The 21,349-nt window shown below is 74.4% G+C and carries 3 protein-coding genes; all 3 read left to right on the forward strand.

What is annotated here, in order from left to right; genetic code table 11:
* Positions 1–44: 44 nt before the first annotated feature.
* The 3 genes from ABGA99_RS19290 to ABGA99_RS19300 all read left to right on the forward strand — a co-directional run bounded on the left by ABGA99_RS19290 (position 45) and on the right by ABGA99_RS19300 (position 21,337).
* On the forward strand, positions 45–2,852 hold the full coding sequence (locus tag ABGA99_RS19290; RefSeq protein ID WP_347583054.1) for an amino acid adenylation domain-containing protein: 2,808 nt from the start codon (positions 45–47) through the stop codon (positions 2,850–2,852).
* Entirely contained in the window at positions 2,849–7,432 is a 4,584-nt protein-coding gene (locus tag ABGA99_RS19295) for an amino acid adenylation domain-containing protein (protein ID WP_347583055.1), read from the forward strand. Before ABGA99_RS19290 ends, ABGA99_RS19295 begins: the two co-directional genes overlap by 4 nt.
* 93 nt (positions 7,433–7,525) lie before the next feature.
* Positions 7,526–21,337: an amino acid adenylation domain-containing protein gene (locus tag ABGA99_RS19300; protein ID WP_347583056.1), complete on the forward strand. Its 13,812-nt coding sequence runs from the start codon at positions 7,526–7,528 to the stop codon at positions 21,335–21,337.
* The last annotated feature ends 12 nt before the right edge of the window (positions 21,338–21,349 follow it).

The raw sequence follows: 21,349 nt of genomic DNA on the forward strand, positions 1-21,349 counted from the left end.
GTTTTCCGGGTGGGGTGTTGCGGGCGGAGGAGCGGGGCGGGCCGGTGACGGTCGATCATGCCGCGTACGTCATCTACACCTCCGGCTCCACCGGCACCCCCAAGGGGGTCGTCGTCTCCCACCGCGGCCTGCGCAACCTCGTCGCCGACCGCCTCGCGCAGTACGGCTTCGGCCCCGGCAGCCGCGTCCTGCAACTGGTGTCGCCGAGCTTCGACGTCTCGATGAGCGACATCTGGCCCGTGCTCTGCACCGGCGGCCGGCTGGTGCTCGGCCCCGTCCGGCTCGACCTCTCCGGCGACGAGCTGGCCCGGCTGATGCGCGAGGAGCGCGTCACCTACGTCGCCACCACCCCGACCCTGCTCGCCGAAGTCCCGCCCGCCGGCCTGCCGGATCTGCGCAGCGTCGTCCTCGGCGGCGAGCCCGTGTCGTACGAGCTGCGCCGGCGCTGGCTGGCGGGCCGCGAGCTCTTCAACGAGTACGGCGTCACCGAAGCGACCGTCGCCTCCACGCTCGGCCGGATCCGTGACACCCGCGACACCCCTCCCATCGGGAGCCCCGTCACCAACTCCCGGGTGTACGTGCTGGACGCGTTCCTCCAGCCCGTGCCGCCCGGGGTGGCGGGCGAGCTGTACCTGGCCGGGGCCGGCGTCGCCCGCGGCTACCTGGGACGGCTTGCGCTGACCGCGGAGCGCTTCGTGGCCTGCCCGTTCACGCCCGGCGAGCGGATGTACCGCACCGGGGACCTCGTGCGCTGGACCGACGGCGGCGAACTGGTCTTCCTGGGCCGTGCCGACGAACAGGTCAAGGTCCGCGGCCACCGCATCGAGCCGGGCGAGATCGAGGCCGCGCTGCGGGAGGCCGCCGGAGTCGTCGAAGCAGTGGCCGTCGTGCGGGCCGACGGGTCCGGCGACAAGCGGCTCGTCGGCTACGTCGTCCCGGACGGGCAGGACGTCGACCCGCGGCGGGTGCGCGAGGAGGTGGCGGCGGCACTGCCGGACTACATGGTTCCGGCAGCGGTGCTCGTGCTGCCCGGGCTGCCGCGGACCACCAGCGGAAAGATCGACAGGACCGCGCTGCCCGCACCGGACTTCGCCGAGCACGCCACCGGCCGCCCGCCCGAGGGCGAGACCGAGGAGGCGCTGTGCGCGCTCTTCGCCGAGGTGCTGGGCCTGGAACGGGTCGGCGCCGACGATGACTTCTTCGCGCTGGGCGGCGACTCCATCACCTCCATGCAGCTCGCCTCCCGCGCCCGCCGCGCCGGACTCGTGCTCACGCCCCGGCAGGTCTTCGACGAGCGGACCCCCGAGCGCCTCGCCGTGCCCGCCGCCCGGGCGGCGGCTCCGGTGGCGGCCGGCGGGGACAGCGGCGTCGGCGACGTGCCGTGGACGCCGGTGATGCGCCGGCTCGGGCTACGGACCGCGGGCCGGGAGTTCGTGCAGTGGACGGTCGTCGGCTCCCCCGCGGGCCTCGGCGCCGAGGCGCTCGCGGGCGGCATCGGCGCGCTGCTGGACACCCACGACGTGCTACGTGCCAGAACGGACCTGTCCGACGAGGCGGCCCCCCGGCTCCTCGTCGGGCAGCGGGGCTCGGTGGACCCGGCCGCCCGGGTGACCCGTATCGATGCTTCGGACGTCGACGACCTGGACGGGCTCGCCGAGCGGGCCGCGCGAGCGGCCGTCGCCCGGCTGGACCCGGCGAACGGCGTCATGATCCACGCCGTGTGGCTCGACGCCGGGCACGCCCGGGTGGGGCGGATCGCGCTCCTCGTCCACCATCTGGTCGTCGACGGGGTGTCGTGGCGGATCCTGCTGCCCGACCTGCGGGCCGCGTGCGAGGCGGTGGGCGAGGGACGGAAGCCCGAGCTGGAGCCGGTGGCGACGTCGTTCCGCCGCTGGTCCCGGGAGCTGGCGGCGCAGGCCGCGAGCAACGAGCGGCGGGCGGAGCTGGAGCGCTGGACCGCGCAGCTCGGCGTCCGCGCGCCCGCGCTGACCGGCCGCCCGCCGGACCCGGTGACCGACACCGTCGTGTCGCTGCAGAACCTGTCGTGGACGCTCCCGCCGGACCAGGCGGCGACGCTGACAGCGCGCACGCCCGCTCTCTTCCACTGCGGCGTCCACGAGGTGCTGCTCGCCACCCTCGCTGCCGCGGTGTCCCACTGGCGGCCGGGAGTACGCGGCAGTGTGCTCGTGGACGTCGAGGGCCACGGCCGTGAGCCGGCCGGGGACCTCGACCTGTCCCGCACGGTGGGCTGGTTCACCAGCGTCCACCCGCTGCGGCTCGACCTGCACGGCATCGACCCGGACGACGTACGCGCCGGTGGGCCGGCCGCCGGACGGCTGCTCAAGGCCGTCAAGGAACAGGCCCAGGCCGTACCGGGCGACGGCCTCGGCCACGGACTGCTGCGCCACCTCAACGCCGAGACGGCCGACGCGATGGCGGCGCTGCCGCAGCCGCAGATCGCCTTCAACTACCTCGGCCGGTTCCCCGCCGGGGGTGCCGCGGGACCGGTCGAGGCGTGGCAGCCCGCCGGCGAGACCGCGGTGGGCGGCACCGCACCGGCCGACATGCCGATACTGCACGCGCTCGGTACGAACGCCGTCATCCGCGACACCGCCGCGGGCCCCGAGCTGTCGTTCACCCTCGGCTGGCCGCCCGACCTGCTCGACCAGAGCGACGTCGAACTCCTCGCACACACCTGGCTGGAGATGCTCGCCGGCCTCGCCGCGCACACCGAGGACCCCGCCGCCGGCGGGCACACCCCCTCCGACTTTCCCCTCCTCGACCTCGGCCAGGACGACGTCGAACAGCTCGAAGAGATCGCCGGCACGATCGAAGGAGGACTGCACCGGTGAAGACCCACGCCGCCGCCACCCGCCCGGCCCTCGACGTGTGGCCGCTGTCGCCGCTGCAGGAGGGTCTGCTGTTCCACGCCGGCTACGACGACACCGGCCCCGACCTCTACACGGTGCAGTTCGTCCTGGGCCTCGACGGTCCCCTGGACGCCGCGCGCCTGCGCGCCTCCTGGGAGGCGCTGCTCGCCCGCCACGGCGCCCTGCGGGCCAGCTTCCACCGGCGCGTCTCCGGTGAAGCCGTCCAGCTCATCGCCCGCGAGGTCCGGCTCCCCTGGCGCGAGGCCGACCTGTCCGACGCCACCGGCCCGGACGCCACTGCCCGGCTGGCGAAACTGGCCGCCGAGGAGCGCGCGGAACGGCTGAACCCCGCGATGCCGCCCCTGCTGCGGCTGCTGCTCGTCCGGCTCGGGGACCGGCGGCACCGACTGGTGATGACGACCCACCACATCCTGATGGACGGCTGGTCGATGCCGGTGCTGCTCGGCGAGCTGTCCGCGGTGTACGAGGCGGGCGGCGACGCCTCCGCGCTCAAGCGCACCGCCCCGTACCGGGACTACCTCGCCTGGCTGAGCAGACAGGACAAGGACGCGGCGCGGGAGGCGTGGCGCGCGGAGCTGGCCGGTGCGGAGGAGCCGACGCTCGTCGTGCCCACCGACCCGGCGCGGGCAGCGGTGCTGCCGGAGCAGACCGAGGTGCGGCTCGGGCGGGAAGCGACGGCTGCGTTGGGTGTGTGGGCGCGTGGGGTGGGGTTGACGGTCAATTCGGTGGTGCAGGGGGCGTGGGCGTTGGTGCTGGCGCGGTTGGCGGGTCGTTCGGATGTGGTGTTCGGTGCGACGGTGGCCGGTCGTCCGGCGGAGTTGCCGGGTGTCGAGTCGATGGTGGGGTTGTTCATCAACACGGTACCGGTGCGGGTGCGGTTGGACGGTGGTCAGCGGGTGGCGGAGCTGCTTGCGGACCTGCAGGGGCGGCAGTCGGCGCTGATGGGGCACCAGCATGTGGGCCTCCAGGAGATCCAGAGGCTCGGCGGAGCGGGAGCGACCTTCGACACCCTCGTCGTCTACGAGAACTACCCGCGCCCACCCGAGGAGACCGCCGCCCCCGACGCACTGGCCATCGACGTCCTGGACTCCCGGGAAGCGACCAGCTACCCCCTGACGCTCGGCGTCGACATCGCCGACCAGCTCGAAGTCCGGGTGACCTATCGGCCGGATCTGTTCGAGGCGGCTGAGGCGGAGGGGCTGGCGCGGCGCTTGCTGCGGGTGCTGGAGCAGCTGGTGGCGGACCCGGATGTGCGGGTCCGCGATGTGGAGGTGCTGGCGGCCGAGGAACGGGCGTCGGTGGTGTCGGCGTGGAACGCCACGGAGTTGGCAGTGTCGGCGGGGTCGGTGCTGGACCGGGTTGAGGAATGGGTGCGGCGGTCGCCGGAGGCGGTCGCCGTGCGGTGCGGGACGGAGGAGGTGTCGTACGGGGAGCTGGACGCGCGGGCGAACCGGCTGGCGCGGTATCTGCGGCGGTTGGGGGTGGGCCGGGAGTCGCGGGTGGGGCTGTGTCTGCCGCGTGGCGTGGAGATGGTCGCGGCCATGGTCGCGGTGTGGAAGGCCGGGGGTGCGTATGTGCCCTTGGATCCCGCGTATCCGGCGGAGCGGTTGGCGTTCATGGTCGCCGACAGCGGCGCGCAGGTGGTGCTGAGCACGGGAGACCTGGCGCCTGAGGACGCTGTGCGGCTGGACGAGGTGGGGGCCGACATCGAGGCGGAGTCGGCTGAGCCGCTGGGGACGGTGCTGGAGCCGGGGCAACTTGCGTACGTCATCTACACGTCCGGATCCACCGGTCGTCCCAAGGGTGTTGCTGTGTCCCACCGGGGGCCGGCGAACCTGGCGGAGGCGATGCGGCCGGTGCTGGGTGTCGGGGAGGGTGTGACGGCGTTGCAGTTCGCGTCGTTCAGCTTCGACGCGGCGGTGTTGGACGTGGTGGTCACGCTGGCGGCGGGTGGCACGTTGGCGGTTGCCGCCAGCGGGGAGCGGGAGGAGCCTGCGGCGCTGGCGGAGATGATCCGTCGTGCGGGTGTGTCGGTGGCGAGCGTGGTGCCGTCGCTGTTGAGTGTTCTGGATCCGGCGGCGGTGCCGGGGGTGCGGAACTGGGTGCTGGGTGCGGAGTTGCTGACTGCGGATCTGGCTTCGCGGTGGTCGCGGCAGGCGCAGGTGTGGAATACGTACGGGCCGACAGAGGCGACCGTCATCACCACCGCCACCCCTCTGGCTGCGGGCATCGAGTCGCATGATGCGCCTCCGGCCATCGGCCGCCCGATCGGCAATGCGCACACGTACGTGCTGGACGAATTCCTCCGGCCCGTGCCCCCGGGGATCACCGGTGAGTTGTATATCGCCGGTCGGGGTCTTGCCCGCGGTTACATCGGCCGTGGTGGGCTGACCGCCGAGCGGTTCGTCGCCTGTCCCTTCGAGCCCGGCGCGCGCATGTACCGCTCGGGTGACTTGGCGAGGTGGTCCGGCGAGGGGCTGCTGCACTTCGCCGGCCGCGCCGACGAGCAGGTCAAGATCCGCGGCTTCCGCATCGAACCCGGCGAGATCGAAGCCGTCCTCGCCGCCCACCCCGACGTCTCGCAGGCCACGGTGGTCGTGCGCGAAGACCGCCCCGGCGACAAGCGGCTCGTCGCCTACGTGGTCGGCGGCGTAGAGACCGACGCCGTACGGGAGTTCGCCGCCACCCGGCTGCCCGAGCACATGATCCCCGCGGCCGTCGTCATTCTTGACGCCTTGCCGCTCACCCCCAACGGCAAGATCGACCGCGCCGCCCTGCCGACGCCCGATCTCGCCGACCGCGTCTCCGGCCGTGCTCCTGCCAATCCCGCCGAGGCCGCTCTGTGTGCGCTGTTCGCCGAGGTGCTGGGCCTGGAACGGGTCGGCGCGGATGACGACTTCTTTGTTCTCGGCGGCGACTCCATCACTTCCATGCAACTCGCCTCCCGTGCCCGCCGCGAAGGGCTCCTGCTCACCCCCCGGCAGGTCTTCGAGGCCAAGACTCCCGAGCGGCTGGCCGTCGTCGCCGAGCCCGAGTCGGCTCCGGTCGTCGCGCATACGGGCGTCGGGGACGCGCCCTGGACGCCGGTGATGCGGGCGCACGGCGTACGGGCGGCGGACCCCGGGTTCGCTCAGTGGACGGTCGTCGGGGCACCTCCCGCTCTGGTTCTCGACGTGCTTTCCGCCGGTGTGGCCGCCCTGCTCGACGCACACGACGTCCTGCGGGCCCGCACCGACCTGTCGGACCCGGCGAACCCCCGTCTCGTCGTCCCCGAACGGGGCGCCGTCGACGCAGCCGGTCTCGTCACCCGTATCGGCGCCGCCGACACCGCCGACCTCGACGCGCTCGCCGCCCGCGAAGCCCGGGCCGCCGCCGCCAATTTGCGCCCCGAGGGCGGATCGATGGCCCGCGTCGTCTGGCTGGACGCCGGGCGGTCCCGGGCCGGCCGGCTGGTCCTCGTCGTCCACCATCTCGTGGTCGACGGCATGTCCTGGCGCATCCTCCTCCCCGATCTCCAAGCCGCCTGCGCTGCTCTCGCCGACAACCGGCAGCCCGCCCTCGACCCCGTCCCCACCCCCTTCCGGCACTGGGCACACGAACTGGTGACCCACGCGGCAACCGACGACCGGGTCTCGGAACTCCAGTCCTGGACCGACCTCCTCGGCGACCCCGAACCACCCTTTGGCCACCGCCCCCTCGACCCCGCCGTCGACACGGCGGCGACCATGCGTGCGCATGTCTGGACCGTGTCCGGGGAGCAGGCGGCGACGCTCACTGTCCGCGCGCCGGCCCTCTTCCACACCGGGGTGCACGAGGTGCTGCTCGCCACCCTCGCCGGGGCCGTCGTCCAGTGGCGGCCCGACACGACGGACCGCGGTGTGCTCGTCGACATCGAGGGCCACGGCCGTCAGCCGGTCGGGGGCATGGACCTTTCCCGTACGGTCGGCTGGTTCGCCGCCGTCCACCCGCTGCGCCTCGACGCCTCCGCCGTCGACCTTCGCGATGCGCGGGCCGGCGGACCGGCGGCCGGCGCGCTGCTGAAGGCGGTCAAGGAGCAGGCGCAGGCCGTGCCCGGTGACGGCCTCGGCCACGGGCTGCTGCGGCATCTCAACCCGGAGACCGCCGACGCCATGGCCGCCCTGCCGCGCCCGCAGATCGGCTTCAACTACCTCGGCCGCTTCCCCGCGGCGTCCCGGGCCGGAGACCCCGAGCCGTGGCAGCCCGCCGGGGAGACCGCCGTCGGCGGCTCCGCCGCGCCGGACCTGCCGGTGGCGCACGCGCTGGAGGCGAACGCCGTCGTCCGCGACACCCCGGACGGCCCCGAGCTGACGCTGACCCTGAGCCGGGCAGCCGGTCTCCTCGGCGCCGAGGAGACCGAACGGCTGGGCTCCGCCTGGCTGGAGCTGCTGGGCGGGCTCGCCGCGCACACCGGGGATCCGGCGGCCGGCGGGCACACACCGTCCGACTTCGCGCTGCTCGACCTCGGCCAGGACGAGGTGGACGAGTTCGAAGCCGACCTCGCCGACGACGACCTTCTGTGACCCCGGCCCGGTAAACCCGAAAACCCGGGAAAAGCCGTGAACCCGTCAGTCCCGAGCCGCAGCCAGCGATCCGCCGTGAGGAGAGAAAGAGCGATGACCCGATCCGCCGTCGAGGACGTGTGGCCGCTGTCGCCGCTGCAGGAGGGCCTGCTGTTCCATGCCGCCTTTGATGAGGACGGCCCCGACGTCTACCAGGGCCAGCGGCTGCTGGAGCTCGTCGGCCCCGTGGACCCGGAGCGGCTGCGGACGTCGTGGGAGGCGTTGCTGGAGCGGCACGCCGCGCTGCGTGCCAGCTTCCGGCGGCGTAAGTCGGGCGAGGCGGTGCAGGTCATCGCGCGTGACGTGACGTTGCCGTGGGAGATGGCGGACGTCTCCGACCGGCCGGAGTCAGCCGCGCTCGCCGAGGCCGAGCGGCTGGCGGCCCGGGCGCGGGCCGAGCGGTTCGACCCGGCGGCCGCGCCGCTGCTGCGGCTGCTGCTCGTCCGGCTCGGCGCCGAGCGGCACCGCCTGGTCGTCACCAGCCACCACGTCCTCATGGACGGCTGGTCGATGCCGGTGCTGCTCGGAGAGCTGTCGGCGGTGTACGCGGCGGGTGGTGACACGCGCGGGCTGCCGCCGGTCACGTCGTACCGGGAGTATCTGGCGTGGCTGCGGCGGCAGGACAAGGACGCCGCGCGGGCCGCCTGGCGTGCCGAACTGGCCGGGGCCGACGAGCCGACGCTCGTGGCACCCGCCGACCCCGGCCGGCTGCCGGTCGCCCCGGAGAGCCTGATCGCCGAGATCCCGCAGGAGCTGTACGTGGGCCTTGTCGCGCTGGCGCGCAGCCGCGGTCTGACGCTCAACACCGTCGTGCAGGGCGCGTGGGCGCTGGTGCTGGCGCGGCTTGCGGGGCGTACGGACGTCGTCTTCGGCGCCACCGCTTCCGGACGGCCGCCGGAGCTGCCGGGCGTCGAGTCGATGGTCGGCCTGTTCATCAACACCCTGCCGGTGCGCGTCCGGCTGGACGGCGCACAGCCGGTGGCCGAGATGCTCGCCGCCCTCCAGGACCGGCAGTCCGCGCTCGTCGCGCATCAGCACGTGGGCCTGCCCGAGGTGCAGCGGATCGCCGGCGGCGGCGGTGTCTTCGACACGATCGTCGTCTACGAGAACTATCCCCTGCCGCCCGAAGGGGCCCCTGCCCCCGATACGTTCGCGATCCGCATGGCCGGTGGCCAGGAGGCGGCGCACTACCCGCTGACGCTCGTCGCCGCCCCCGGCGAGCAGATGAGCTTCAAGCTCGACTACCGCCCCGACCTGTTCGACCGGGGGGCGGCCCGGACGGTCTTCGAGCGGCTGGTGCGGGTGCTGGAGCAGATCGCCGCGGATCCGGCGGCGCCCGTGGGTCGGATCGACGTGGTCGCCGACGCCGACCGGGCGCGTGTGGTGGGGGAGTGGAACGCCACCGGGGCGCCGCTGCCTGGCGCCTGTGTGCCGGAACTGTTCGCCGCGCACGCTGTACGGTCGCCGGGCGCGCCCGCTGTGACCGACGGACCGCGGACGCTGACGTACGGCGAGCTGGACGCCGCCTCCGGGCGGTTCGCGGCGCATCTGACGGATGCCGGGGTGCACCGCGGGGACCGGGTCGCGGTCGTCATGGAGCGGTCGGCGGACCTGCTCGTGGCGCTGCTCGGCGTGTGGAAGGCCGGCGCGGCGTATGTGCCGGTGGACCCCGGCTACCCCGCGGAGCGGGTCGCGTTCCTGCTGGCCGACTCCGCGCCCGCCGCCGTGGTCTGCACCCGGCGGACGCGCGCGGCGGTCCCCGGTGACGCCGCCGCGGCGCTCGTCGTCGTGGACGACCCGCCGACCGCGGCCGCCCTCGCCGACCGCCTGGCTGCCGCCCCCGTCAAGGTGGCCGCCGCGGACGTCGCGTACGTGATGTACACCTCCGGCTCGACGGGGACGCCCAAGGGGGTGGCCGTGCCGCACGGCGCCGTTGTGGTGCTGGCCGGTGAGAGCGGCTGGGCCGCGGGCCCGGGTGAGGCGGTGCTGATGCACGCGCCGCACGCGTTCGACATCTCGCTGTACGAGGTGTGGGTGCCGCTCGCCGCCGGCGGCCGGGTCGCGATCGCCGAGCCCGGCGTGGTCGACGCGGAGCGGGTGCGCCGGGCCGTCGCAGGCGCGGGCGTGAGCAGACTGCACGTCACCGCCGGGCTGTTCCGCGTGCTCGCCGAGGAGTCCCCGGAGTGCTTCGCCGGTCTGCGTGAAGTCCTCACCGGCGGCGACGTGGTGTCGGCCGCGGCCGTGGCGCGTGTCCGCGAGGTGTGCCCCGGGCTGTCCGTACGGCACCTGTACGGGCCCACGGAGATCACCCTCTGCGCGACGTGGCATGTGTTGCGCCCCGGCGACACCGCGGGCGCCGTGCTGCCCATCGGCCGCCCGATGGCCAACCGGCGGGTGTACGTGCTGGACGCGTTCCTGCAGCCGGTGCCCCCGGGCGTCGTCGGCGAGCTGTACGTCGCCGGTCCCGGCCTCGCCCGCGGCTACCTGGGGCGCGCGGCCCTGACCGCCGAGCGCTTCGTGGCCTGCCCCTCCGACACCGGCGGGCGGATGTACCGCACCGGGGACCTCGCGCGCTGGACGGACGACGGGCTGCTGCACTTCGCGGGCCGCGCCGACGAGCAGGTGAAGATCCGCGGCTACCGGGTGGAGCTGGGCGAGGTGGAGTCCGTCCTCGCCGGCCACGAGGATGTCGCGCAGGCGGTGGTCGTCGCGCGCGAGGACCGGCCGGGCGACAAGCGGCTCATCGGCTATGTCGTGCCGGACGGGCGTCCCGTCGAGGAGGAGCACCTGCGCGGGCACATCTCCGCCGTGCTGCCGGAGTACATGGTTCCGGCGGCGGTGGTGGTGCTGGACGAGCTGCCGCTGACGGCCAACGGCAAGGTCGACTGGGCGGCGCTGCCCGCCCCCGGCTTCACCGGGCGCGCGACCGGCCGGGCGCCCGCGGGCGCGGCGGAAGAGACGCTGTGCACGCTCTTCGCCGAGGTCCTGGGTCTGGAGCGGGCCGGCGCGGACGACGACTTCTTCGCGCTGGGCGGCGACTCCATCACCTCGATGCAGCTCGCGTCCCGGGCACGGCGCGCAGGGCTGGTGCTGACGCCGCGGCAGGTCTTCGAGGAGAAGACGCCGGAGCGCCTCGCGCTGGTCGCCGGGTCGGCACGGCGCCGTCCTGCGGTACGGGACGACGGCGTGGGCGAGGTGCCGTGGACGCCGGTCATGCGGCGGCTGGGCGTACGGGCCGCGGCGCCCGGGTTCGCGCAGTGGACGATCGTGGGCGCCCCCGCGGGACTGGGACTGGAGGCCCTGACGGGCGGGGTGGGCGCGGTGCTCGACGCGCACGACATGCTGCGGGCTCGTACCGACCTGGCGGACGCGGCACACCCGCGGCTGACCGTCGGCGAACGGGGCTCGGTCGACCCGGCCGCGCTCGTCACCCATATCGACGTGTCGGACGCGGACGACCTCGACGGCGGCGCTCTCGACGCGCTCGCGGAGCGCGAGGCCCGCGCCGCGGCCGGGCGGCTTGATCCCGCGGCCGGGGTCATGGTCCGGGCCGTCTGGCTGGACGCGGGGCCCGCCCGGATCGGACGGATCGCGCTGGTGGTCCATCACCTGGTGGTCGACGGGGTGTCGTGGCGGATCCTGATGCCGGACCTGCGGGCCGCGTGCGAGGCTGTGGAACAGGGACGCAAGCCGGAGCTGGAGCCGGTGGCGACGTCCTTCCGGCGCTGGTCGCGGGAGCTGGCGGTGCAGGCGGGGCAGCCGGAGCGGGCGGCGGAGGCAGCCGCGTGGGCCGACCTGCTCGGCGCGCCGGAGCCCGCGCTCGGCACGCGCGCGCTCGACCCGGCGCGCGACACCGCTGCGACCCTGCGTTCGCGCACGTGGACCGTGCCCGCCGGACAGGCCGAAACGCTGACGGGCCACACGCCGGTCGCGTTCCACTGCGGCGTCCACGAGGTGCTGCTCGCCACGCTGGCCGGTGCGGTCACGGGGTGGCGGCAGGGCGTCTACGACGGCGTGCTCGTCGACATCGAGGGGCACGGCCGCGAGCCCGTCGGTGACCTCGACCTGACGCGGACGGTGGGCTGGTTCACCAGCGCCCGGCCCGTACGGGCAACCCTCTCCGGGATCGACCTCGACGGCGTACGGGACGGCGGTACGGCGGCGGGCGTGCTGCTGAAGGCCGTGAAGGAGCAGGCGCGCGCCGTCCCCGGGGACGGCCTCGGCTACGAGCTGCTCCGCTACCTCAACCCCGAGACGGCGGACTCGATGGCGGCGCTGCCGCAGCCGCAGATCGGCTTCAACTATCTCGGGCGCTTCGCCGCCGGCGGCGGCCCCTCGGGGCCGGTCGGCGCCTGGCAGCTCTCCGGCGACACCGCCGTCGGCGGCTCCGTCGACCCCGGTCTGCCGCTGGCTCACGTCCTGGAGGCGAGCGCCGCCGTCCGTGATACCACGACCGGGCCCGAGTTGAGCATCACCCTGTCCTGGGCCGGCGAGCTGCTGTCCGACGCGGACGCCGAACGCCTGGGCGCCGCCTGGCTGGAGCTGCTGGCCGGGCTCGCCGCGCATTCCGAAGACCCGGACGCCGGCGGGCACACCCCCTCCGACTTCCCGCTCCTCACCCTCACCCAGGAGGGTGTCGAGGAACTGGAGGCGGCCGTGCCCGCGCCCGCCGACGTCTGGCCGCTGTCGCCCCTCCAGGAAGGCATGCTCTTCCACGCCACATACGACGACGACAGCCCCGACGTCTACAAGAGCCAGCGCGTCCTGGCCCTCGACGGGCTCCTGGACACCCGGCGGCTGCGCGCCGCCTGGGAGACGGTCCTCGCCCGCCACACCGCCCTGCGTGCGAGCTTCCACCGGCTGGCGTCGGGAGAGGCGGTGCAGGTCGTCGAGCGTGACGTGCCGCTGCCCTGGCGAACAGTGGATCTGTCGGGGACAGAGACCGGGGTGGCGGACGCGCTGGAACGGCTGGCGGCGGAGGAACTCCACCGGCCCATGGACCTGGGGCGGGCACCGCTGCTGCGGTTCCTGCTGATCCGCCTCGGCGACCGAGCGCACCGGATGGTCCTCACCAGCCACCACATCCTGGCCGACGGCTGGTCGATGCCGGTCGTCTTCAACGAGGTGTCCGAGGTCTACGCGGCCGGGGGCACCGACTCCGGTCGCAGACCCCCCGCCTCGTACGGCGACTACCTGGCCTGGCTGGGCCGGCAGGACAAGGACGCGGCGCGGGAGGCGTGGCGGGGGGAACTGGCCGGTGCGGACGAGCCGACGCTCGTCGTGCCCGCCGACCCGGGGCGCGAGCCCGTCGTGCCGGAGGAGTGCCTCGTCGGGCTCACGGACGAGACGACGGCTGCGTTGGGTGTGTGGGCGCGTGGGGTGGGGTTGACGGTCAATTCGGTGGTGCAGGGGGCGTGGGCGTTGGTGCTGGCGCGGTTGGCGGGTCGTTCGGATGTGGTGTTCGGTGCGACGGTGGCCGGTCGTCCGGCGGAGTTGCCGGGTGTCGAGTCGATGGTGGGGTTGTTCATCAACACGGTGCCGGTGCGGGTGCGGTTGGACGGTGGTCAGCGGGTGGCGGAGCTGCTTGCGGACCTGCAGGGGCGGCAGTCGGCGCTGATGGGGCACCAGCATGTGGGCCTCCAGGAGATCCAGGAACTCGCCGGGCCCGGCGCGACCTTCGACACGATGCTGATGTTCGAGAACTACCCGCGCAACGACCTGGAGCTGCCCGGCACGGGTCCCGCGGACGACACCATCGGGATCACCCAGGTACGCAGCATGGCCGGCACGCACTACCCGCTGGCCATCGGCGTGGTGCCCGCGGACCGGCTGCATGTGCGGGTGACGTATCGGCCGGACCTGTTCAAGGCGGCCGAGGCCGAGGAACTGGCCCGTCGGCTGGTACGGGTGCTGGAACAGCTGGTGGCGGACCCCGGTGTGCGGGTCGGCGAGGTGGAGGTGTTGTCGCCCGCGGAGCGCACGTCGGTGGTGTCGGGGTGGAACGCCACGGAGTTGGCGGTACCGGCGGGTTCGGTGCTGGATCGGTTCGAGGCGCGGGTGCGGAGAGCACCCGCGGCCGTGGCGGTGCGGTGCGGTGTGGAGGAGCTGTCGTACGGGGAGTTGGACGCGCGGGCGAACCGGCTGGCGCGGTATCTGCGGCGGCTCGCTGTGGGCCGGGAGTCGCGCGTGGGGCTGTGCTTGCCGCGTGGCGTGGAGATGGTCGTGGCGATGCTCGCCGTGTGGAAGGCGGGGGGCGCGTACGTGCCGCTGGACCCGGCGTATCCACAGGACCGGTTGGCGTTCATGGTCGCCGACAGCGACGCGCAGGTGGTGCTGAGCACGGGCGACCTGGCGCCTGAGGGTGCGGTGCGGCTGGATGAGATCGCGGAGGAGATCGCCGCGGAATCCGCCGAGCCGCTGGGTACGGCGCTGGAGCCGGATCAACTCGCGTACGTGATCTATACGTCGGGGTCGACGGGTCGCCCGAAGGGTGTCGCGGTGCCGCATGAGGGGCCGGCGAACCTGGCGGAGGCGATGCGGCCGGTGCTGGGTGTGGCGGAGGGTGTGACGGCGTTGCAGTTCGCGTCGTTCAGCTTCGACGCGGCGGTGCTGGATGTCGCCGTCACGCTGGCGGCGGGCGGCACGTTGGCGATTGCGTCGAGCGACGAGCGGGCGGAGCCCGGGGCGCTGGCAGAGATGATCCGTAGCTCGGATGTCTCGGTGGCCAGCGTGGTGCCGTCCCTCATCAGCGCCCTCGATCCGGCCGCGGTCCAAGGCGTGCGGAACTGGGTGCTGGGTGCGGAGTTGCTGACCGCGGACCTGGCATCGCGCTGGTCGCGGCAGGCGCAGGTGTGGAACACGTACGGGCCGACAGAGGCCACCGTCATCACCACCGCCACCCCACTGGACGCCGGCATCGAGCCGCATGACCCGCCCCCGGCAATTGGCCGCCCGATCGGCAACACGAGCGTCTACGTGCTCGATGACTTCCTCCGGCCCGTACCCCCGGGGATCACCGGTGAGTTGTACATCGCCGGTCCCGGTCTTGCGCGCGGCTACATCGGCCGCGGGGGACTGACCGCCGAGCGGTTCGTCGCCTGTCCCTTCGAGCCCGGCGCACGCATGTATCGGTCTGGCGACTTGGCGAGGTGGTCCGGCGACGGTCTGCTGCACTTCGCCGGCCGTGCGGACGAGCAGGTCAAGATCCGCGGCTTCCGCATCGAGCCCGGCGAGATCGAAGCCGTCCTCGCCGCTTACGACTCCGTCGCCCAGACCGCCGTCGTCGTCCGCGAGGATCGCCCCGGCGACCGCCGCCTCGTCGCCTACGTCGTCGCCGCCGAAGGCGGCGTCGAGACCGACGCCGTAAGGGAGTTCGCCGCCACCCGGCTGCCCGAGCACATGGTGCCCGCCGTCGTCGCGGTTCTCGACGCGCTTCCGCTCACCCCCAACGGAAAGACCGACCGCGCCGCGCTCCCCGCGCCCGACCTCGCCGAGCAGGCGACCGGCCGCGCGCCCGAAGGGGCGACCGAGGAGACGCTGTGCGCTCTCTTCGCCGACGTCCTGTCGCTCAAGCGCGTGGGCGCGGACGACGACTTCTTCGCTCTCGGCGGCGACTCCATCACCTCCATGCAACTCGCCTCCCGCGCCCGCCGCGAAGGGCTCGTGCTCACCCCGCGGCAGGTCTTCGAGCAGCGGACCCCCGAGCGGCTGGCCGCCGTCGCCGGTGCCGCCCGGTCGGCTCTCCCGGCCGCCCACGCCCAGGACACCGGCGAGATGCCGTGGACGCCGGCGATGCGGGCACAGGGCATACGGTCGGCGGACGCCGACTTCGCTCAGTGGATGGTCGTCGGCGCACCCGCGTCTCTCACCCGCCCCGTACTGACCGGCGGCCTCGGCGCTCTGCTCGACACGCACGCCATGCTCCGGGCCCGTGCCGACGTCTCGGAGCCGGCGAACCCCCGCCTCGTCGTCCCGGAACGCGGCACCGTCGACCCGGACCGGCTCGTCACCCGTATCGACGCCGCCGGCATCACCGACCTCGACGCGCTCGCCGCCCGCGAAGCCCGCACCGCCGTCGCTCACCTGGCCCCCGCCAAGGGGGCGATGGCGCATGTCGTCTGGCTGGACGCCGGGTCGTCCCGGGTCGGCCGGCTGGTCCTCGTCGTCCACCATCTCGTGGTCGACGGCGTGTCCTGGCGCATCCTCCTCCCCGACCTCCAAGCCGCCTGCGCTGCTCTCGCCGACAACCGGCAGCCCGCCCTCGCCCCCGTCCCCACCCCCTTCCGACACTGGGCACACGACCTCGTCACCCAGGCCGCGACCAGCCACCGCATCGCCGAACTCCCCTCGTGGACCGACCTCCTCGGCACCCCGGAACCACCCCTCGGCAACCGCCCCCTCGACCCCGTCGCCGACACGGCCTCGACCCAGCGCCGCCGGGAGTGGACCGTGCCCGCCGCCCAGGCCGCCGTCGTCGCCGGGCAGGTACCGGCCGCGTTCCACACCGGGGTGCACGAGGTGCTGCTCGCCACCCTCGCCGGGGCCGTCGTCCGGTGGCGGCCCGACACGACGGGCCACGGTGTGCTCGTCGACATCGAAGGGCACGGGCGCGCGTCGGCGGGGGAGGTGGACCTGTCGCGCACGGTGGGCTGGTTCACCGGCTCCCATCCGGTGCGCCTCGATCTCTGCGGCGTACGCCTCGATGAGGCCCTCGCCGGGGGTGCCGCCGCCGGCAGGCTGCTGAAGTCCGTGAAGGAGCAGGCACAGGAGATCCCCGGCGACGGCCTCGGGCACGACCTGCTCCGGCATCTCAACCCGCAGACCGCCGCCGCCATGGCCGCCCTGCCGCGGCCGCAGATCGGCTTCAACTACCTCGGCCGCTTCCCCGCCGCCGCGCCGGCTTCGTCCGTACGCGCCTGGCAGCCCGCCGGCGACACCGCCCTCGGCGGCTCCGTCGCCCCCGACATGCCCGTGGCGCACGCGCTGGAGGCGGGAGCCGTCATCCAGGACGGGCCCGAAGGACCGGAGTTGACGCTGACGCTCTCCTGGGCCGGCGGGCTGCTGGACGACGGGGATGCAGACTGTCTGGGCGCCACCTGGTTGCGGATGCTCGCCGGGCTCGCCGCCCACGCCGACGACCCGGCGGCCGGCGGGCACACTCCCTCCGACTTCCCGCTCCTCGCCCTCACCCAGGACGCCGTGGAGGAACTGGAAACCTCCGTTCCCACGCTGGCCGATGTGTGGCCGCTCTCGCCGTTGCAGCAAGGACTGCTGTTCCACGCCGACTTCGACGACGCCGGACCCGACGTCTACGAGGGCCGCCGCGCCCTCGCGCTCGACGGCCCGCTGGACACGGACCGGCTGCGCGCCGCCTGGGCGACCGTCCTCGACCGGCACCCCATCCTCCGCGCGAGCTTCCACCGGCTCGCGTCGGGCGAGGCGGTGCAGGTCATCGCCCGTGACGTACCGCTGCCCTGGCGCGAGGCCGACCTCTCCGGGCTCGCCGAGGCCGACGCGGCGCGCGAGCTGCGGCGGCTGGCGGAGGAGGACGGGGCCGAGCGGTTCGACCTCACCACCGCGCCGCCGCTGCGCTTCCTGCTGGTCCGGCTCGGCGCGGACCGGCACCATCTCCTGGTCAGCAACCACCACATCGTCATGGACGGCTGGTCGCTGCCCCTGCTGATCGGCGAGGTCTCCGCCGCCTACGCCGCGGCCGGCGCCCGGAGCCGGCTGCCGGCCGTCGCCTCGTACGCGGACTACCTCGGCTGGCTCGCCCGCCAGGACGAGGACGCGGCGCGGGAGGCGTGGCGCGCCGAGCTTGCCGGAGCGGACGAGCCGACGCTCGTCGTGCCGGCGGAGTCGGTGCGGGCACCGGTGCTGCCGGAGCGGGTGCGCTACGCGTTCGGCGCGGAGCTGTCGGCGGGCGCGGCGGAGTTGGCGCGGGCACACGGGGTCACCGTGAACACCGTGGTGCAGGCCGCGTGGGCGCTGGTGCTGGCGCGGCTCGCGGGCCGGGACGACGTGGTGTTCGGTGCCACCGCCGCGGGCCGCCCGCCGGAGCTGCCGGGCGTGGAGTCGATCATCGGGCTGTTCATCAACACCCTGCCGGTGCGCGTCCGGCTCGACGGTGCGCAGCCGGTGGCCGGCATGCTGGCCGAGCTTCAGCGGCGGCAGGTGGCGCTGATGGCGCACCAGCACATCGGGCTTCAGGAGGTGCAGAAGGCGGCCGGGGCGGGCGGTACGTTCGACACGCTCGTGGTCTTCGAGAACTACCCGGCGCCGCCCGCCGGTTCACCCGACCCCGAGGCGCTGACGATCCGCCCCGCGGGCGTCACCGAGGACACCGGCCACTACCCGCTGACGCTGATCGCCGTCCCCGGCCAGCGCATCCAGGGCGACTTCATCTACCGCCCCGACGTCTTCGACCGCGACCGCGCCGAGGACATCCTCGCCTCCTTTGAACACGTGCTGGCGCAACTGGTCGCCGACCCCACCGCACCCGTCGGCCGCGTGAGCGCCGTCACCGACGCCAACCGCACGCTGGTGACCGAGGAGTGGAACCGTACCGGGGCCCCGCTGCCGGCCGCACCGCTGCCCGAGTTGTTCGGCGTTCAGGTGGTGCGGTCGTCGGGGGCGGTGGCGGTGGTGGCGGGTGGGGTGTCGTTGTCGTATGGGGAGTTGGGGGATCGTGCGGGGCGGTTGGCTCGGTTCCTCGTGGCGGTGGGGGTGGGGCCTGAGGTTCGGGTGGGGGTGGTGGTGGAGCGGTCGGTGGCGTTGGTCGTGGCGCTGTTGGCGGTGTCGTTGGCGGGGGGTGTGTTCGTCCCCGTGGACCCTGGCTATCCGGTGGAGCGGTTGGGGTTCGTGCTGGGGGACGCTGATCCTGCGGTGGTGCTGTGCACGTCGGGGACGTATGGCGTGCTCCCGGACGGTGTCCGAGCCGTGGTGCTGGACGATCCGGCGGTGGCGGCGGAGGTGGCCGGTTTTCCGGGTGGGGTGTTGCGGGCGGAGGAGCGGGGCGGGCCGGTGACGGTCGATCATGCCGCGTACGTCATCTACACCTCCGGCTCCACCGGCACCCCCAAGGGGGTCGTCGTCTCCCACCGCGGCCTGGGCAACCTCGTCGCCGACCGCCTCGCGCAGATCCACCGCTTCGGGGTCGGCCCGCGCTCCCGGGTCCTGCAGTTCGCGTCGGTGAGCTTCGACGCCGCGGTCTCCGAGCTGTGCATGGCCCTGCTGTCGGGCGCGGCCCTCGTCGTCCCCACCGCGGGCGAACTGCCCCCGCAGGTCTCCCTGGGCGACGCGCTCCGCGCCACCGGCGCCACCCACGTGACGGTCCCGCCGAGCGTGCCCGCCGTCGCCGAGGAACTGCCGGACACCCTCGAAACCCTTGTCGTCGCCGGCGAGGCGTGCCCGCCCGGGCTGGTGGACCGCTGGTCGCCGGGGCGGCGGATGATCAATGCGTACGGTCCCACCGAGGCCACCGTCTGCGCCGCGATGAGCACCCCGCTGACGCCCGGCACGGACCCCGTGCCCATCGGCGCCCCGATGGCGAACGTCCGCGCCTACGTCCTCGACGCCTTCCTGCAGCCCGTCGCGCCGGGTGTCACCGGCGAGCTGTACGTCGCCGGGCCCGGTCTGGCCCGCGGCTACCGCGGCCGCCCGGGGCAGACGGCGGAACGGTTCGTGGCCTGCCCGTACACGCCCGGCGAGCGGATGTACCGCACCGGGGACCTGGCGCGCTGGACCGACGGCGGCGAACTCGTCTTCGCCGGCCGCGCCGACGAACAGGTCAAGGTCCGCGGCCACCGCATCGAGCCCGGCGAGATCGAGGCCGCGCTCGGCGCGCACCCGGACGTCGCCCAGGCCGTGGCCGTCGCCCGGCAGGACCGGCCCGGCGAGACCCGGCTCGTCGCGTACGTCGTCCCCTCCGGACCGTACGAGGACGGTGAACTGCCGTCCGTGCTGCGCGACCACGTACGCGAACGGCTGCCCGAGTACATGGTGCCGGCGGCGGTCGTGCCGCTGGAGCGGATGCCGCTCACCCCGCACGGGAAGGTGGACCGCAGGGCGCTGCCCGCCCCCGACTTCGCCGGGCTGGTCTCCACCCGCGAGCCGCGCACGGCGGCGGAGGCGGCGCTGTGCGCGCTGTTCGCCGAGGTGCTGGGGCTGGAGCGGGTCGGGCCGGACGACAGCTTCTTCGCACTGGGCGGCGACTCCATCACCTCGATGCAACTCGCCTCCCGCGCCCGCCGCGGGGGGCTGGTGCTGACGCCGCGGCAGGTGTTCGAGGAAAAGACCCCGGAGCGCCTCGCGCTCGTCGTACAGGCGGCGGACGGCGCGGACGCGGTGGCGGACGTGGGCGTCGGCGAGGTGCCGTGGACCCCGGTCATGCGGCGGCTCGGCGAGGGCGTCGCGGGCGGCCGGTTCGCGCAGTGGACCGTCGTCGGCGCCCCCGCGGACCTCACCGCGGACGTCCTGGCCGCGGGACTCGGCGCGTTGCTCGACACACACGACATGCTGCGGGCCCGCACCGACCTGTCCGACGCGGCGGACCCCCGGCTCGTCGTCGCCGAGCGCGGTGCGCTCGACGCCGCCGGCCTCGTGACCCGTATCGACGCCGCGGGCGTGCCCGACGACGGCCTGGACGAGGTCGCGGGCGCCGTGGCCCGCGAGGCGGTCACCCGGCTGGACCCGGCGGCGGGCGTGATGGTGCAGGCGGCCTGGCTGGACGCCGGCCCCGGGCGGGTCGGGCGGGTCGTGCTCGCCGTGCACCACCTGGTGGTCGACGGGGTGTCCTGGCGGATCCTGCTGCCCGACCTCCAGATTGCGTGCGAGGCCGCGGCCGCGGGGGAGGAGCCCGTACTCGCCCCGGTCGCGGTGTCGTTCCGCCGCTGGGCCCGCACGCTCGTGACCGAGGCCGCGAGCGAGCGACGGGCGGCGGAGCTGGAGCGGTGGACGGCGCTGCTCGGCGAGCCCGAGCCGCCGCTGGGCCACCGGCCGCTCGATCCCGCCGCCGACACCGCCCCGACGCTGCGCAACCGTTCCTGGACCGTGCCCGCGGACCAGGCCGCCACGCTCGTCGGCCGTACGCCCGGGGTGTTCCACTGCGGTGTCCACGAGGTGCTGCTCGCCACGCTGGCCGGTGCGGTCGCGGGGTGGCGGCAGGGTGGGGACGACGGGGTGCTCGTGGACATCGAGGGCCACGGCCGCGAACCCGTCGGTGACCTCGACCTGACGCGGACGGTGGGCTGGTTCACCGGCGTGCACCCGCTGCGGCTGCGGACGTCGGGCATCGACCTCGACGCCGTACGGGCCGGGGGCGCCGCGGCCGGCGAACTGCTGAAGTCCGTCAAGGAGCAGGCACAGGAGATCCCCGGCGACGGCCTCGGCCACGAGCTGCTGCGCCATCTCAACCCCGAGACGGCCGACGCGATGGCGGCGCTGCCGCAGCCGCAGATCGGCTTCAACTACCTCGGCCGCTTCCCCGCCGCCGGCCCGTCGGGTCCCGTACGGGCCTGGCAGCCGGCCGGCGAGACCGCGGTCGGCGGCTCCGCAGCGGCCGGCATGCCCGTGGCGCACGCGCTGGAGGCGGGCGCCGTCGTGCAGGACGGGCCCGCCGGCCCGGCGCTGACGGTGACCCTGTCGTGGGCCGGAGGGCTGCTGGCCGCCGCGGACGCCGAACGTCTGGGCGCCGCCTGGCTGGAGCTGCTGGCCGGGCTCGCCGCGCACACCGAGGACCCGGACGCCGGCGGGCACACGCCCTCCGACTTCCCCCTGCTCGACCTCGCCCAGAACCAGATCGAAGAGCTCGAAGCGGCGTTCGCCGACGAGCAGTCCCAGCCGGGCCGACCGGCGCGAAGCCGTTGATGAGGAGAGTGC

It is taken from the genome of Streptomyces sp. B5E4, from assembly GCF_039871555.1.
GTDB lineage: Bacteria > Actinomycetota > Actinomycetes > Streptomycetales > Streptomycetaceae > Streptomyces.